We start from the raw sequence: 15,536 nt of genomic DNA on the forward strand, positions 1-15,536 counted from the left end.
GTTCCTACTGTGCGGGGTTAGCGGTAAAAGCCATCGAGTTCGATCAGATTTCCGTCAATCAATTCGTCCATGAAACTCGGCAGTCGCCCGGTCGGCATCAGCTCCATCGTCTTCCCCATTTTTTCGAGAGCAAATATATCCTTGGTCCGCACTCCGCCGTGAACTTCGTCGATACCGTCAATTTCAGTGACTTGCGAAATACGGCGGCGTCCATCCTTGGCCCGATTGAGTTGGACCACCACGTCGATTGCCGAAGAAATCTGGCGATGAATCGAATCCACCGGCAAAGCCACCGCTGATTGCACCATGATTTCTAATCGCAACACCACGTCGGCAGCGTTATTGGCGTGAATCGTGGTCAGTGAACCATCGTGGCCCGTGTTCATCGCCTGTAACATGTCCAACGCTTCCGCCCCACGGCATTCCCCCACAACAATCCGCTCCGGCCGCATCCGTAACGAGTTTTTGACTAAATCGTGAATCGTATAGGCTCCGGTTCCCTCGGTGTTGGCCTTCTTCGTTTCCAACCGCACGACATGTTCTTTGTTGAGTTGTAACTCGGCGGTGTCTTCGATCGTGACGATCCGTTCCTTGTCAGGAATGAAGTCGCTGAGACAGTTGAGCAAGGTGGTTTTTCCCGTACCCGTTCCCCCGGAGATTAAAATATTTTTGCGTGCAATAACGGCCGCCCGCAGGAACGCCGCCACTGTGTCGCTCATGGCCCCCATGGCAATCAGGTCATCGATCATCAACCGCGATGCGGGAAACTTCCGAATCGTCAGGCACGGTCCACTGACTGCCAGTGGCGGAATCACCGCATTCACCCGGCTGCCGTCCAACAAACGCGCGTCGACCAACGGTTGCGACTTATCGATCCGCCGCCCAACTTTTCCCACGATCCGTTCGATAATCGTTAGCGTGACTTCATCGGAGATAAAACGCCGCCCCGAGTTTTCCACCACGCCGTTTTTTTCGACATAGATCTGATCCCGGCTGACCACCATGATTTCGCTGACCGTCGGCGTCCGCAACAGGTCTTCCAAGGGTCCGTAGCCGAAGACAATGTCTTTGATTTGCTTTTTCAGGTGCCGCAGTGCCGTATAGAGTCGGAACTCCTCAAACACGTCTCCGCTCAGCCCATCCCAGGCAGTCCAAAACTTCGACTCCACCAGGGCCATTTGCTCACTGATGTCGGTCACTGCATCCAGTTCCAAATCGCGAAACGTGCGATCGATCACTTGATCCAACTCGCGTTCCCGGTCCGGAACGGCGGAAACCAAACGTGCCCAGTCGTGCGACTCACACAGCGGATTGGCCATATCTTCTTTTTTACACTGATCAATCAAACGCTCGATCAACAGATTACGGACGGCTTGTCCGGCAATGTGTGTGACCAACTCGACTTTGTCGGGAGCGGTGATTCCGTTGAGCCGTGCAATTTCGTCAATGTTCCGTTCCAACGACATCAGGTATTCGTCGCTGTTATTCCGTGGGTCATCCGCATCGCCCAAATCCATGTGCGACAGCAATTGAACATGCATGTCGCGGATCAATTCCGACGTCTGAACATCGCCGGCACGGTGCCGTTCTTCCGGGGTACTGACTTTGTTTTTTTCCGGCTCCAACGTGAGCGTGAACGGAAACAGTTTGATCTTTTCCGAACCGTCAAGCGCGATCCGGTCGCCCTGCCACAAAGGCGAATCGTTGACTTCACAGCCATTCAATCCCAAGGCGATCAGTTCCCACCGGTCGCCTCGTCGCGAAAGCACAGCGGCTTCCTCGGCGACGTAGGGGCTTTTCAGAACAATATCATTCCCGACACCGCGTCCAATGCGGACACGATTCCCGACCACGTCGGTAATGAATCGTTCGGATTCCAGAGCGTTGTTGTACCAAATTTTCATAATGACCGCGGCTTTACAATTAGGGAAGAATTTCGTCGTTCTGTCAGTTGTTCTAAATAGTCGCCGGTACTTATCAGCCGTCCAAGAACACGCCTAACACGCGTTCAACGGAGTGAGTTTCCATAGCTTGCGACAGGCGTTCCATCCGCTCGTCGTCCCATTTGACAGCGACTTTGATGTATCCATTGGACCGAGCCGCATCTTCTTCACCCGAGACGTCGAACCCGCCGACCTCCAAGACGCGGAACGGGCCGATCTTCTGATCAGTCGTGGCATTCGCCACGTAGTTGGTTCGTGCGTCGCCTCGCAATTTAGTCGTGTCGGTTCCGACGCGAAAACTGACCTGCTGTCCCGCGCGGATGTCCTTAGGCACGGCCTGCAGATCACGAAAAGCAACGTGAAACTCCAATTCGCCCGGTTCCGCTGAAAGCTTCAGCGTGGGAGCCGTGGCATCCCGCCAAAACACAATATCCCCCGCCTGCAAGTTACGCGGCACGGGGCGTTGATAAAGCACCGCCCGTTCTTTCCAAGGCACAAATGTCTTTGACAAGTCCGACCTTTCGCCTTGTAAGGAGACTTTGGTGAGGTTGTCGCCCGAAAAGCTTTCGCCCGCCTGCAGGTCCTCGCTCACACGCACAAAATACTGCGGCTGGATCCGAGCACTCACCGTTTTGTAATTCAAAAACGCCGCGACCAACCCTAAACCGACCGGCAACGCTAGTTTTGTTAAATGATTCATAAAACACCTTGTGAGTTAGAAAAGTCAGATTCAGCGAATCACTTGAGGACTGCGAACGAACAGCACATATTCCGAGGGGATGCCCGGAGCGGCCAAGATATGCACCTGCACAATTTCCGAGCCGCGCGTCAACTGAAAGGAATTGGGATCGGTCGCCGCGATTGGCAACTCGTTCACCGACCAACCGGAGTGCTGCCAAGCCAGGGACGCTTGCTCCAGCCCGCCGTGCAATTGCACAATTTCGCACTGCAAGGTGCCATCCGCATTGCGACGGGCGGCGACTCGCTGTGATCCAGTCGGCAAGGTCGTCAGAAAGGCTTGGTTATCCACCGTCAATGCTTGCGGCACACATCCACGAAGCATGACGACCATCCAGTTGCCGTCCCCACGCGGGACCGCCACGTTTCCCCCCAGAAAGTGGTCGGTCCCGCCCCCGTCCCGAAAGTACAAGCGAACGCGAGCAGAGGATTCGTCCATGCCGTACACGCGAACGTCCTGGTCGGTTGCCAGCACAGCCATGCGCGACTTGAATTGATTGATCATCACCGACAAGTCGTTGGCGACGGAAAATGGATTTTCGTGAGCAGCCGGAGCTTGCGACAAAATCGCATCGACCCGGCTTTCGTCTGTTTGCAATAATTCGATGCTGACCGGCATCCCGGTGACTTCCCACCGCCCGCGAAGCATCTCAATCGTCACCGCCGGCATTTGTGGGAACGCATCGTTCTCGATGACCTGAGGAGCTTTGGCCGCTTCGCTGGATAACAATGCCTCCAGCGCGCCACCCGTCGAAATCCCCGCCCAGATCAGCAGGACGATGATCAGAATCCGTCCCGCCCGGGTCGCGATTTTAGCCGCCCCGCTTTTCTCTTGCGTGGGACGAGTTTTTTCCGAAAGGCTCGACATGTTTCCCGCCGGTTTGTGATATGGTCCTCGGCCATTTGACAACTGGTCAAAACGGCTGATGAGGAAAAACCGCGAGGCGAACCCGACGTTCGCCTCCTGCGGCTACCTACTTGATCACAAACTCGCGTAAAAACCGGACATCTGCAGCACAGATTCTTTCAGGGAATTGCCTCAGACACCTTTCGCGACAGCCCCAACAGAACCAATGTCCCTAACCAGTTTATCCACAGTTAGTTAGGACGCCTCGGGCATCTTAGGGCCGTCTCTGCATTCTGCCGCTTTGGAGGCGAGAGGACGGGGCTGCGTACGCATGTTCCCCTGCCGGCACAGCAATTCCCTCCCGCCAATAAGGTCAGATTGGTAGCTGGTTGCCAAAGTTATCCAGTTCACCCATCGCGTCCTGAATTTCGCTGATCTGATTATACAACTCTTGGATTTGCTGCTGCAGAGCCTGAATCTGTCCCCAGTCCGGCGGATCGGCATCTTTCAATTCTTCGATTTGCTTTTTGAGGTCTTCGATTTTTTCCTTCAGTTCCACAATCTTCTTCACCGCATCCGCTTTCCCTTGTGTGAGCGCATCCAGGACATCGCTCCCATCCAGCAGTGAACCGACGTTGGCAATCAGATCAGCACTCAACAAGTCGGCAAAACCGGACATATCGGGCATCCCATCAAACGGCAACGAGGTGAACAGGTTCGACGGAACCAACCGGCCCCGATCGGTGCTCGGCACGCGCCGGTGATCCCACGCTCCCCCCAAAACAAAATGATTGGCGTCGGTCGTCAGATTTTGGGATTCGTACCCCGGATGTGCCACGGCCACCGATCGACTGTCGTTCCCTTCCAACAGACCCGCATTGGTTGCATACCCCGGCCCCAGCGCCAGGATCACACCCAAAGCCCCCGTCCCAGCCACGCTGCTGTTGGTTTGGGTGTAGGTCGGCGAGTCTTGCCATTCATTATTTCGTTCCCGCCACGCATTATGCCGCGCGCTGACGGCGCTTTGCGACTTGGTCAGCCCCGCGCTAGCCAACGTGAAGATCACAGCCAACGCCCCCACCAAAAAGGGAAGGCACAGGACCAATTCAATCGGAGCCGCCCCACGACGGCGCGATGTGGCGAGTTTTTGTTTATGGTTGTTTTTCATTGTGATCACCCGCGCAATTTATGTTTGCCTTGGCCTCGCCAAGTGTTATTAAAAATGCCCTCTACGAAAGTCCGCACCCCAAATGAGCCATTTGATACAACCCGATGTCGGTTGCCTTATCCACGTTTAATGATGAACCATAGGCGAGGCGCTGACAGTCCGTTCCAACACACTGCGAAACGGCTCCTGGACCATGGCTGTCGGTTGTGCGATCAGCATGCGATTGTTTGTCACCGGGACGAGTTTTGCCTGCCAATTCAGTCTGATCGTCGGAAATTCCGTGCTCCGTTCATCAGTCGGGCATTCCACGGGTCGATCTTGCCAGTTCAGCGTATCCCATCCCAGTGCCGCTTGACGGTCTTGAACGCTTTCCAGCGGTTCCTGAGGGTTGGCGTTGTAGAACATGGCTTGAGCAAAGTTCACCATGCCATCCTCCTGCGATTGGGTATAAACGACCGGTGAAATGACCGGCGGCCGTTCGCGGTGCGCGAAGCCGACCATGGTGAATATATTGTCCGCTTCTTGTGAATCGGTCGTCCAATCTTCGTGCCCTTTGTCAGGATCTTTCACATCGGCCATCATCAACAGTTTCATAATCCCGTCGGTTTGCAGACGTTTGCAAACGACGATCGTACACTCGTTCGTGTGCGTCTCGTAGAATCCTTGCGCTCCGGAAAACGTGAGCCAGTTTCGCATGAAATCGAGAATCGGTTTGCGGTGGAATGTCACCCAAGGGTACGTCGCACGGACGAATTGGGTTTTTGCGACATCCTCATCCGAGCTATCACTGGTCAGATCCTCGCCAATTGGATCCGCCTCCAATGGCAGCATCAAATTCGGCAGCGCGACAAAACCAGTCGTGTCGTTTCGTTCAGCGACTTCTTTAGCCGCTGCTAATCCGACGGCCGGTACTCCCCCTTTGACGACGATCGTGTAACCCTTTACTGCCGGCAATACCACTTTCTGCAGTGCCAGCGAAACCGGTTTTAGTCCCGACGCGATTAAGTGAATGCCCTTCAGCACCATGTACTCTTGATAGACCTTCAACTCGACCGCTGTTGCGGCAATGTCCAAAGCGATACCAACCGCGTATGTATACGGAATCGCTTCTAAGACGGCCGCAACCGCCTTCCCCCCATAGGCCACCGTTAAAATGATTTTCAGTTGGGTTTTTGAATCCAAGAGCGTCCGCTCGGCTTCGATTCCATCTTCTTGGCGAACCGTGTCGTAGACTTCGTCCTGCGGAGCAATTGCCGCACTCTGGGCCAAGTTGTAGGCAATCTCCAATGCTGCATCCTCTTCCTGCGTCGCTTCCTTTTGATTGGTGTCATCCAGATCCTCCCCACCAATCGCCTCATGCAGCACGACGAATGCGTTAATCTCGCCCATGACATGATTGGCCATCGTCACCGCATTCATCCCGCGGGCATGCCACAGTGCAGCGGTATAGGCGGTCGCGTCGGCCGAGTTTTGCACCTCAACCTTGTGCCGCACAATATTGCCGGCATTGACCACCAGGCCCATCAAAATGGTGCATAACAAGATCGCGACGACATTCACGACCGAGATAAAACCCGCTTCGGACGAATGCAACGCGGTGATTGGTCTCGATGTTTTAGATGGCTGAGTCATATTCGATCCCCAACAGTTGATTAGACGACTGCGGCCCCTCCTGCTCGAGGATGACCGATGAGCTAATTTTTCGCGTAAAAAACGGTGCCGTCGGCCATGATGCCTGGTTCCCCAAGAAGCGACCGATGCCCGGCACGTTGATCGGCATTTCATATTCGACACTGACTTTCAATTCGCTGTTCGGCTCGTTGCCTTGCGGTTCGATCGCGATCTGCGTGGCAATATCGGCGAACTGGTATTTGCCAACAATATAGTCCTGAGGAGCGTTGCCCTTGGTGTAAAACTGGTAGGCTTCGTAATACAACAGCCCGTCGATCGACGCCGATCGCGGCAGAAATTCCAGCGGTGTCCCCCGGCGATGCACGTCGCGCCCCGATGCAAACGGGGTCATGGCTTGCACGGCGGCTTTTTTGACCTTCGCTTGCGATGCGTCGTCGTCCTGTGGCTCGGCCGGCACCCATACAATCGCCGACCGCCCCGCCGCATATGCGGCATACATCGTGCCGGTCTTCACAACCAACATGAGCGTGCATTCCACGATCAGACACACCAGAAAAATATAGACCGGCATGACAAGCACCAGCGATAGCGTATAGGACGCCCCCTCTTCGCCGCCGGCCAATTCGCGAACGTTCCAGCGCCGCAGTCGCAAAATCGCTCCGCGGGTCAAGTAAACGAGCGCGGCGGCGGAGAGAATCCACACTAGCCAAACATCCGCTACGGACTCCATCAGTGATTGAATTGTGATCATACCGCTTTCCCCCTAAGGGCGAAGTTGTCGTTCGTAGAAATGGAATCGTTGTGCAGAAGTGTCGAGTGTTATTCGTATGCCGCGAAGTGCATGCGAGTCGAAAGAAATACCGATGATCTGCTACATGTACGGCGAACCAACCATACCGCCGATCACCTGGAAGAGATTGTGGCAAGACATAACGGCCATTCTGTAAAGCGCGACCGTAAAGACGAAGACCGTCCCTAACGTCAGGACCAATTCCAACATGGCCAGTCCGCGACGTTTCCGCATAGCGGAACGCAATGGTCGTCGGCGAATGATTTTCATAGCGTCAGCCCCTGAAAGTACGAGAGGATTGTGCCGACCGCGAAGAATGCGGCCAATGGTACGGGACGTTTAAGGATGGCTTGCGCGCCCAATCCGGGCTTTGAAATCTGACTAGGCAACAACACCGAGCCGACGTAATGCAAAAGTGTGGTAAATAATTTCAATGGGCCGATCTGCCAGACCAACATGCCAACCATCACGACCCCCGCCGCGATGTGACACCACAGAATGACAGTGAGCCCCTGTCCGGTTCCCAGTATTGCCCCCAGCGCGGCCGCCAATTTCACATCGCCGGCACCACTGCCGGCAAATTGGAATACGACGAGCATCGCCGCAAAACAGACCGCCGCTCCCAGCAGCGACGATCCGATTCCGATCGGTGGCACTATCGCACTCGAAGTTCCAATCGCCTCGCCGCTCATAGTCGCCGAGGCAAGCAAATTGACCGCCAATGCCCATACCAGGGCCGAGTAGGTCGCCCAGTTGGGAATCTTTCTCCAGTGGCTGTCCGTGAAACTCGAGACCGCCAACAGCAGCACCAGTACAGTGGCATTTACGGGCGCCAATGCCGTCTCCCATGCGACCACTGACTGCGACAGGGCAATCCCCAAACCCACAACCAACGGCGCAACCGCGGCAAGCAGCCAAGCCCGTCGCCGCTCCCCGCTGCCGGCGGGGGAACAGATTGTGCGTTCGAATTGAGCCGTAATCGTCACGTCATTGCTCCCACTGATTTTCCGAGATCCGTTTGTATGATTCGTTGATTTGTTGTGCACCAAGTCTGCACCAAGAAAAATGCCGCCCGTTCGGTCCAACGCGAGTCGGACCGAACGGCGGCAACATCCCCCACAGGATTAGCCGTCGGTTCCACCGAAATCGACATCGAAGATCCGGCCCAACAGGTCGTTTACCCAACCCCCGACCGTGTTGTCACCAGCTCCGTCACCCGCGTTACCGACCCAGGTGTTGATCATCAATACGATCAAAGCGGCAATCGCGACAATCACCACGACCTGCAGGGTTTCCATGCCCCCTTCATCGTTGTTGAACTTGCCGACAATTTTCCGCAGTTGACTGTTTTTTGAAAAAGCCTTCATAGTTTCGTTCCCTTTAAGATGGAGTCCTTGTGATTCCCCAGCCGAATGATTCGGCCAGATTTGATTTCACCATGTCGTATGGCTAGTAAATGTCGCCGCAGCAATTGGTTTCGCAGTTGGCGACTTCTTGGCGACCCTCACACCTGTCGCCCCCCTTCGTTAGCTAGATCGCAATTCCGTCGAATAACCGGACATCCTGCCGCTCACGATTTTGTATTTTTTTCCGTTTTGTGAGATCCATTGCTACTCGAGCTCCGCGCAAAGTCCGGTGACTTTGAAAACAACCCTTCCGTCAGTTGAATGCGGTCTTCAAACCCCATAGCGGCCGGCTCATCGGCAAAGGTCGGGCGCAATCCAGTCGGCAGCAATTCGCCTTGGATTCGGTCGTCTTTATCGCGTCCCTGTGCCTGGAATTGGAATAGATCCCGCCATTGGTATTTGTCGCTGTCATCCAATCCAATGGCCTCACTGATCGTCTGCACCCGCCGCGAACCGTCTGCCATACGCGAAATCTGCACAACCAGGTGGATCGCCGAAGCCACCTGCGCCCGTGCGACATGGACGGGAAGTCCCGTGTCGTTCATCAGACACAAGGTCTCCAAGCGGCTGGCCGCATCCCGCGGCGTGTTGGCGTGGACGGTCGTCAATGACCCGGAGTGCCCCGAGAGCATCGACTGGATCAATTCCAAAGCTTCGCCGCGTCGGACTTCACCCACGATAATACGATCAGGCCGCATCCGCAGTGAGTCCACAAAGAGGTCGCGAATCGTGACCCCGCCCCGTCCGCTGGGCCGCGGTGGTTGTGCTTCTAAGTAGACCGTGTGCGGTTGATTCAACTGCAGTTCCGAGGTGTCTTCGATCACGACAATCCGCTCTTCGTTAGGCACGGCTGCCGAAAGCGCATTCAGCATCGACGTCTTCCCCGTACCGGTCCCCCCGGAAATGATGATGTTTTTGTGTAGCAGCACACTGGTGGCGAGAAATTCCGCCGCCGTATCGCTCATCGAACCGCGATCGACCAACGACGGCAGCGTGAATGTTGCCGGCTGGAATTTTCGAATCGTCAGACAGACACCCCGCCGCGAACTGGGCGGAATGATCACATGAACCCGCGAACCGTCCGGCAGTCGCGCGTCCATGCTGTGGTTGTCCGCATCCAGCCGCCGCCCCACAAACTCCGCAATATTCTGAACCGCCGCCATCAAGGAGGGTTCATCCTCAAAACCACTCTCCGCCTGTTGAATCCGCCCCGCAGTTTCAAAATAGACGGTGTCATACCCCACAACCATCACTTCCGAGACCGCTGGATCGTCCAACAACGGCTGAATCGGCGCCAAAAAGTGCCGCAAGGTTTCACGATAGATTTCAACAGTTTCCATGATCGTCCCCGGGGATTCTCCCCATTGGTCATGTGGTTTTACAAAGTTGCTGCAGGCATCGGCTGCCACTGGCGAATCGGGTGCCCCTAACAATTCGGGTGCCACTGGCGGCTTGTCCGCCAGTGCAAACCACCCTCAGCCGTGGAGCAGAGCGAAAAGCCATTCAGTCCCCCAATTACCCGAACCGAACGTTAAGTGATGATCCCAACCATCGAAGCGGCAAACCGATTGGCCGCCGTTAGAAACGGTCGTAACGTTCGACGGAGCAACCCACCCGACTTGCCCGAAGCGGGCGTCGGTTTCGTCGGGCTGCTGGTTCTTGGTTTCTTCTCCGAACCGTTCAATTCCGCGATATTCGCCAACGGCCGAAACGACGTTTCGTTTTCACGTGCGGCACGTCCGTCCGCCCCAATTTGACCGGCGCGAATCAATTGACGGATCTGTTCAGTGGTCCCGGAAATCCGCTGCACATTGCCGTCATCCCCGAGGAACACAACCTTCCACAACGCATCTTGCTGCGGCTGTGGTTGGGCGTCAGCGTCGCTCGCACAACGTAAATACCCGACGGTTGCTTTCGCAAACGCTTTCGCACTACTCGGACGTTTGGCGGAATCCTCATGCATCGCTGCGCGAATCAAATCCCGCGTTTGCTGGCTGAGTCCCGGAACGATTTTCTCCGGCGGCACATAGTCGTTGCGCGATTTGCGGATCAATTGATCAATCGCCGATTTCCCTTGAAAGGGCGATGCACCGGTGACCATTTGATACAGCGTCACCCCCAACGCATAAATATCAGCCGTTTTGCTCACCGTCTTGGCATCGCGAAACTGTTCTGGCGGAGCGTATTGCATGGTCCCCAGCGCGTGGCCCGCCTGCGTCAGTTCATAATCCAGTTCCTCTTGCTTGGCCAAACCCAAATCGGTGAGACGGGCATTGCCCTGGCTATCGAACAGGATATTCCCCGGCTTGACGTCGCGATGCAATAGTCCCTTGCCGTGCAAAGCATCCAATGCTTTCGCCACATCATAGGCAATCCGTAAAGCCTGCGACTCAGACAGCCGACCTTCCGTTTGGAGAGTTTCCTTTAAATCCTTGCCGGCAATGTACTCCATGGCAATGAAGTGTTTTCCATTCACGCAACCCACTTCGTATGCCGGTACGAGATTCGGGTGCGACATCTCCATCGCCAATTTTGCTTCTTGATAAAACCGCACCAGAATTCGCTCATTCTCAACCAAATGGTCGTGCAGAATCTTGATAGCCACAATCGAACCGTCAGCGGCGCGGGCGCGATGGACATGTCCCATCGCACCACGGCCAACCTTGGAGATCAATTGATAGTCGCCGATGCGGTCCGAAAAACCTCGCAGTAATTGCACAAATTCTTCCATCGACTGCGGACGCTCCTCGGGATCGGCAGACAACGAGCGTTCAATCACGTCCGCCACCGCGGGAGAGAGTTCCGTCGCAACCTCAGCAGAGCCGCGGTAGTTGTTGGCCCGTTTGTTCTGCATCAACGAAAGTCGCCCCGCACAAGCAAAGGGGGAGACGCCGCTCACCATGGTGTACAACAGAGCCCCCAACGCATAGACGTCGGAACGGACGTCCGCTTTGTTTGACCGGCGTAATTGCTCCGGCGCAAGGTACCGAGCGATTTTCGTATCGGCCGTCGACGGCGATGATTGGTCATCAAATTCCGGAGACGAAGAAAAACCAAAGCTAATCAACTTGGCCTTGCCTTCGGAGGTGATCAGCACATTCTCCGGATGAATATTGCGGTGCACCAGTCCGGCGGCATGGCAAGCGGTCAGCGCGTCGGCGAGGTGCAACACCATCTTCACTGCCCTTTTTTCGCTGATCTTTTTCTTCTTCTTGATAAATCGCGACAGCGGTTGGCCGCTGACGTATTCCATCGCGACCAGGTCGCATTCGCCGGAATTCATGACGTCCAACACCTCGGCCAAATGCGGATGCTTGATCTGCGTGGCGAATTTCGCTTCGCGATGCAGCTGTTCGGTCCAGTCCGGTGACTTCTCGTCACGACCGGTGATCACCTTCAGCGCCACCCGGCGGCCTTCCGGATCATGTGCCCGATAGACGGTATGCCCTAAGCCGCGTGATTTCACGCTGCGAAGTCGATAGCCGCCCATGTCACCCAATAATGACGCCCAACGTCCTCGCGACGCTGACCGCCGTTCCGGTTGATTATCCAATGAAGCCGCTTCGTGTGGGAACGTTGCGGCCTGTGTTTTGATTGTTTGCATCGAAAGGTCTCTCCTAAGGTGGTTTGCGTTACCCCCTGGATCGGAGTTTCTCTAAAAAAGCGGACATCTCACCACAGATTTTCTTTTGCAGCCGCCCTGTTAAGTCTGTTGGCTACACGACTTACCTTCAACGAGAAATACCTAGACCGCAGAGACCGAAGCGAATTGTGTGATTGTTTGTCCGGTTTTTGTGAGCAATTGTGATTCCCTATTGAAGGGCTCCACCAAACGAGATAACTGCGGTGGAAAATCGATCGCCCGAAAATCAAAGCACGGCTAATAAGGGTTCAACATGCGAGATAACAGCAAATCGTCGCGCTCGGCGCGGAAACTCGACGCCTCATTCGCGGCGGATGACTCGATCTCACGACACCCAAATGGTGATAGTGGAGTGTTGGGAGACAGCACGCACTCTTCGGTAGCCGAATTACTACGACCCGAAACCCGCGAGTCCTACCACATCCGCAAGCAGGGCGAGTCGTCGCTCCATGGCCAATTCCAACAATATCCAGCCGGCGCTGGCCAGAACGACATTCCCGCCTCGTCTTCGTCGGTCCTGTCGGCTTCATCCGCACCGAGCGCTGCGCCTGAAATCCGCCCCATTGATCATGCCAATCAAATGATCGAACAACTAACGCGTTCGATGAAGCAAACCCAACAGCCGCCGGTTGCCAAAGCACCGGTCGCCGCGGCTCAACCGACGCTACCACCGGCTGACGGCGCGCCGCTTCCCAGCCACGCGGATTACGAAATCCTCCGCGAACTCAGCCGCAGCGAATCCGCTGTGGTCTATGAGGCTTACGACCGATCGTTGCGCCGCTATGTTGCGATCAAACAACTCAACGAACAACTCCGCGCCGACCCGCGTCAAAGCGAACTGTTCTGGCACGAAGCTCGTTTTCTGGCAAGTTTGGTCCACGAAAACGTTTGCCGCGTTTATTCCGTCGATGAACAGCAAGCCTGGATCGTCATGGAGATGATGAACGGCAGCCTCGACCAACGACTGGCCGAAGGTCCATTGCCCAGCGACTTAGTCAGAAGCATTCTGCGGCAAGCATTGCAGGGCCTGAAATATCTGCACGAACAAGGAAAACTCCACGGCGAAATCAAACCGTCGAAATTGCTGCTTGACGACGGCTGTATCAAACTCAGCGCCTCCGCGGGATTTTCCATCGGCGGTGAATTTCGCCGCCCCAGCGGGACACAAAAATACGTCGCCCCCGAATTGCTGCGCCCGGAAGTCTTCGGCGACGTCGGCCCGGGTGTCGATCTGTATTGCCTGGGTCTCACCGCTTTGGAATTGTTAATGGGCGATAACTTTTCCACAGCCTTCAAAGGTGTCCAAGATGTCAGTGACGATCTGGCCTGGATGCGCTGGCACTGTTCGTCCAGTGAAATACTGCCGGAGCTAGAACAACTCATCCCCAAATTGCCGCAAGACTTGGCGAAGACCTTGTCGCGCATGCTTGAGAAACCTGTCTCCGCCCGGTACGACTCTGCAGAGGCGGCACTGAAGGATCTGGAGGAAAAACCAATCATTCTGGTCGACGTTCCACAAGCGGCTGATACGAACACGCGTCGCGAACACAATCCGGCTACGGTGCAAATCGGTGCGCGGCCCAATCTCAGCGCCACTCCCTGGCCGCACCAGGACCAGGCGTCCAAGAACAAAACCTGGTCCGCCCGTTTCGCGCAACTGGCCGATCCGGAGTTCCTCAACAAACAAAGCAAAAACCCCAAAGTCCTTTACCCAGTGCTGGTTGTCATCGTTCTGCTGATGTTCCCACTGTTAATGTCGAGCAACTCTGGCAACAAACGGTCGAACAATACTGTCGCGGTAGCCCTCAAATCGACACCCGCCGGCGCCCAAGTTCTGTTGGACGGGAAACCGCTGGGCATTGCCGCGCCTGGTAAAATTGAACTCAAACCGGGCACCTACAAGATTCGCGCCGAGATGGCCGGATTCGCCCCCACGGAAAAAACCATCAACGTCGAATCAAGCGGCGAAGACCTCCGCTTGCATTTCGAGCTAGCAGCACTTCCCAAGAAAACGCCGGTCAAACCATCGGCTCCCAAGAAACCTAAAATCGATTTACCACAAAAGGATGAATCCAAGGTTCTGGCCAAGGCCGAAGCGCAACCACCGGTTGAAACGCAACATCCCACCCCGCCCGAACCGCAGCCCGAGACGCGTACGTTCCAACGCGAGGTTGCCGCCGACTTTGCCACCTACGCGCCGCAACTCATCGGTGACGGAAACGACCGCGATGTCTACCTGTTGCACGTGCATGGCATTCTCAACGATGCGTGGGAAACCCAAAACTTCCGCGAAGCATGTGAGATTGCTGACGGGCATTTCCGTGCTGCTAGAAACATCAACCGGCATGCACCTTGGGCGTACTATGCCCATGGCCTGCTGTTGTCGAAAAACAATCGGAGCCGCGAGGCACTCGCCCAATTTGAAATCTCAGCTGAGAAATCATTGAAGCATCGGATTCCCCTATTCGCGCCTTTGCGTGAGGTGATCCGCCATCGTGCATTGAATGACGAATTTGCTCCGGCCGTGCGTGATTCACTCCACTTGGCGCAAGCCGTGATCAGCTTCGCTGATGCGGATGAATTGGGAGACCAAGCAGCAGCCACCATCGAAACCAACGTCGACTTCGTCGGCCGCATCATGGGCTTTATCAAAGGCCCAGCCGAAAACAAAGCCCGTACGACCGTCGACTTAGCGGCCTGGGAAGGCGAATTGCAAGCCGCTCTGCCGAGCCATACTTGGATCACCTACACCGAAGCCCGGGATGGTGTCCTCAAGAAATACACAGAGCAGTTGGCCTTAAAAGAACAAAAGGAGCGGGCATTCAATGAACGCGTCCAAGAAGAGCGCAGCAGCGGCGAGACGCGCGCCGTCCAATTCTCGGGAAAAGTACATGGCGAACGTTCTCGCGAGCGTTCCCATTCTCGCACGAGCACGTCGCTCATGCCGATACCAATTGGACAGGAGCAGTCTCCCACGACAACAGGGCAAACCAGCTTGCAACAAAATGGAGTGGGATCAGAGCAGTCCACAACGCTGCAACAAACAAACCGCGAAGAACCCAGCATCTGGACCAACGTCTTGACTAAAAGCAAACGCATGGTCGATTGGAATCGACAATATGAGTCGACAAAGCACCTCGACCAAGAGCAGCCACAAATTCGCGAGCCGTACGTCTTGCGAACTTACCTTCCGGAGGATTTCGAACTCCGCCGACTCGTCTTCATGAGCGACTTATCGTAAAGCAACACCCAAACAAAAAAGCGACCGGCGAATTTCTCGTCGGTCGCTTTTTTAATTTCTTCAACACTGCACGCTGTTAAAAGAACATGCGGTATTCCGCTCGCAGGATGTCTTGGTACCAGCGTTCG

At 55.4% G+C, this 15,536-nt stretch carries 12 protein-coding genes; 1 reads left to right on the top strand and 11 read right to left on the bottom strand.

The genetic code is table 11. The features are described from left to right. Positions 1–17 precede the first annotated feature (17 nt). The 11 genes from CA54_RS28365 to CA54_RS28410 all read right to left on the bottom strand — a co-directional run bounded on the left by CA54_RS28365 (position 18) and on the right by CA54_RS28410 (position 12,128). Positions 18–1,904: an ATPase, T2SS/T4P/T4SS family gene (locus tag CA54_RS28365; RefSeq protein WP_146374394.1), complete on the bottom strand. Its 1,887-nt coding sequence runs from the start codon at positions 1,902–1,904 to the stop codon at positions 18–20. Between the two features lie 73 nt (positions 1,905–1,977). Further along, positions 1,978–2,643, bottom strand: coding sequence for a hypothetical protein (locus CA54_RS28370; protein WP_146374395.1), 666 nt, complete (start codon positions 2,641–2,643; stop codon positions 1,978–1,980). Between the two features lie 30 nt (positions 2,644–2,673). After that, positions 2,674–3,549 (bottom strand): hypothetical protein, encoded by an 876-nt coding sequence (locus CA54_RS28375; protein ID WP_146374396.1) that lies wholly within the window; start codon positions 3,547–3,549, stop codon positions 2,674–2,676. Between the two features lie 352 nt (positions 3,550–3,901). Continuing rightward, positions 3,902–4,696 carry a FlxA-like family protein gene (locus CA54_RS28380; protein ID WP_146374397.1) on the bottom strand — a complete coding sequence of 265 codons (795 nt, stop codon included), beginning with the start codon at positions 4,694–4,696 and terminating at the stop codon, positions 3,902–3,904. A gap of 126 nt (positions 4,697–4,822) precedes the next feature. Continuing rightward, positions 4,823–6,328 (bottom strand): Tad domain-containing protein, encoded by a 1,506-nt coding sequence (locus CA54_RS28385; protein WP_197532928.1) that lies wholly within the window; start codon positions 6,326–6,328, stop codon positions 4,823–4,825. Beyond that, positions 6,312–7,079, bottom strand: coding sequence for a TadE/TadG family type IV pilus assembly protein (locus tag CA54_RS29650; protein ID WP_197532929.1), 768 nt, complete (start codon positions 7,077–7,079; stop codon positions 6,312–6,314). Before CA54_RS29650 ends, CA54_RS28385 begins: the two co-directional genes overlap by 17 nt. 120 nt (positions 7,080–7,199) lie before the next feature. Then, positions 7,200–7,388, bottom strand: a complete 189-nt coding sequence (locus CA54_RS28390) for a hypothetical protein (protein WP_146374399.1) — start codon at positions 7,386–7,388, stop codon at positions 7,200–7,202. Further along, positions 7,385–8,104: an A24 family peptidase gene (locus tag CA54_RS28395; protein WP_197532930.1), complete on the bottom strand. Its 720-nt coding sequence runs from the start codon at positions 8,102–8,104 to the stop codon at positions 7,385–7,387. The genes CA54_RS28390 and CA54_RS28395 overlap by 4 nt, the downstream gene beginning before the upstream one ends. 138 nt (positions 8,105–8,242) lie before the next feature. After that, positions 8,243–8,485, bottom strand: a complete 243-nt coding sequence (locus CA54_RS28400) for a hypothetical protein (protein ID WP_145377167.1) — start codon at positions 8,483–8,485, stop codon at positions 8,243–8,245. A 203-nt stretch (positions 8,486–8,688) separates the two neighbouring features. Continuing rightward, positions 8,689–9,864 carry a CpaF family protein gene (locus CA54_RS28405; RefSeq protein ID WP_146374401.1) on the bottom strand — a complete coding sequence of 392 codons (1,176 nt, stop codon included), beginning with the start codon at positions 9,862–9,864 and terminating at the stop codon, positions 8,689–8,691. Positions 9,865–10,055: 191 nt separating this feature from the next. After that, positions 10,056–12,128, bottom strand: a complete 2,073-nt coding sequence (locus CA54_RS28410; RefSeq protein WP_146374402.1) for a protein kinase domain-containing protein — start codon at positions 12,126–12,128, stop codon at positions 10,056–10,058. A gap of 292 nt (positions 12,129–12,420) precedes the next feature. On the opposite strand from CA54_RS28410, the gene CA54_RS28415 reads away from it, so the two are divergent. Continuing rightward, entirely contained in the window at positions 12,421–15,408 is a 2,988-nt protein-coding gene (locus CA54_RS28415; RefSeq protein ID WP_146374403.1) for a serine/threonine-protein kinase, read from the top strand. Positions 15,409–15,536 lie beyond the last annotated feature (128 nt).

It is taken from the genome of Symmachiella macrocystis (assembly GCF_007860075.1).
In the GTDB taxonomy this organism is placed as follows: domain Bacteria; phylum Planctomycetota; class Planctomycetia; order Planctomycetales; family Planctomycetaceae; genus Symmachiella; species Symmachiella macrocystis.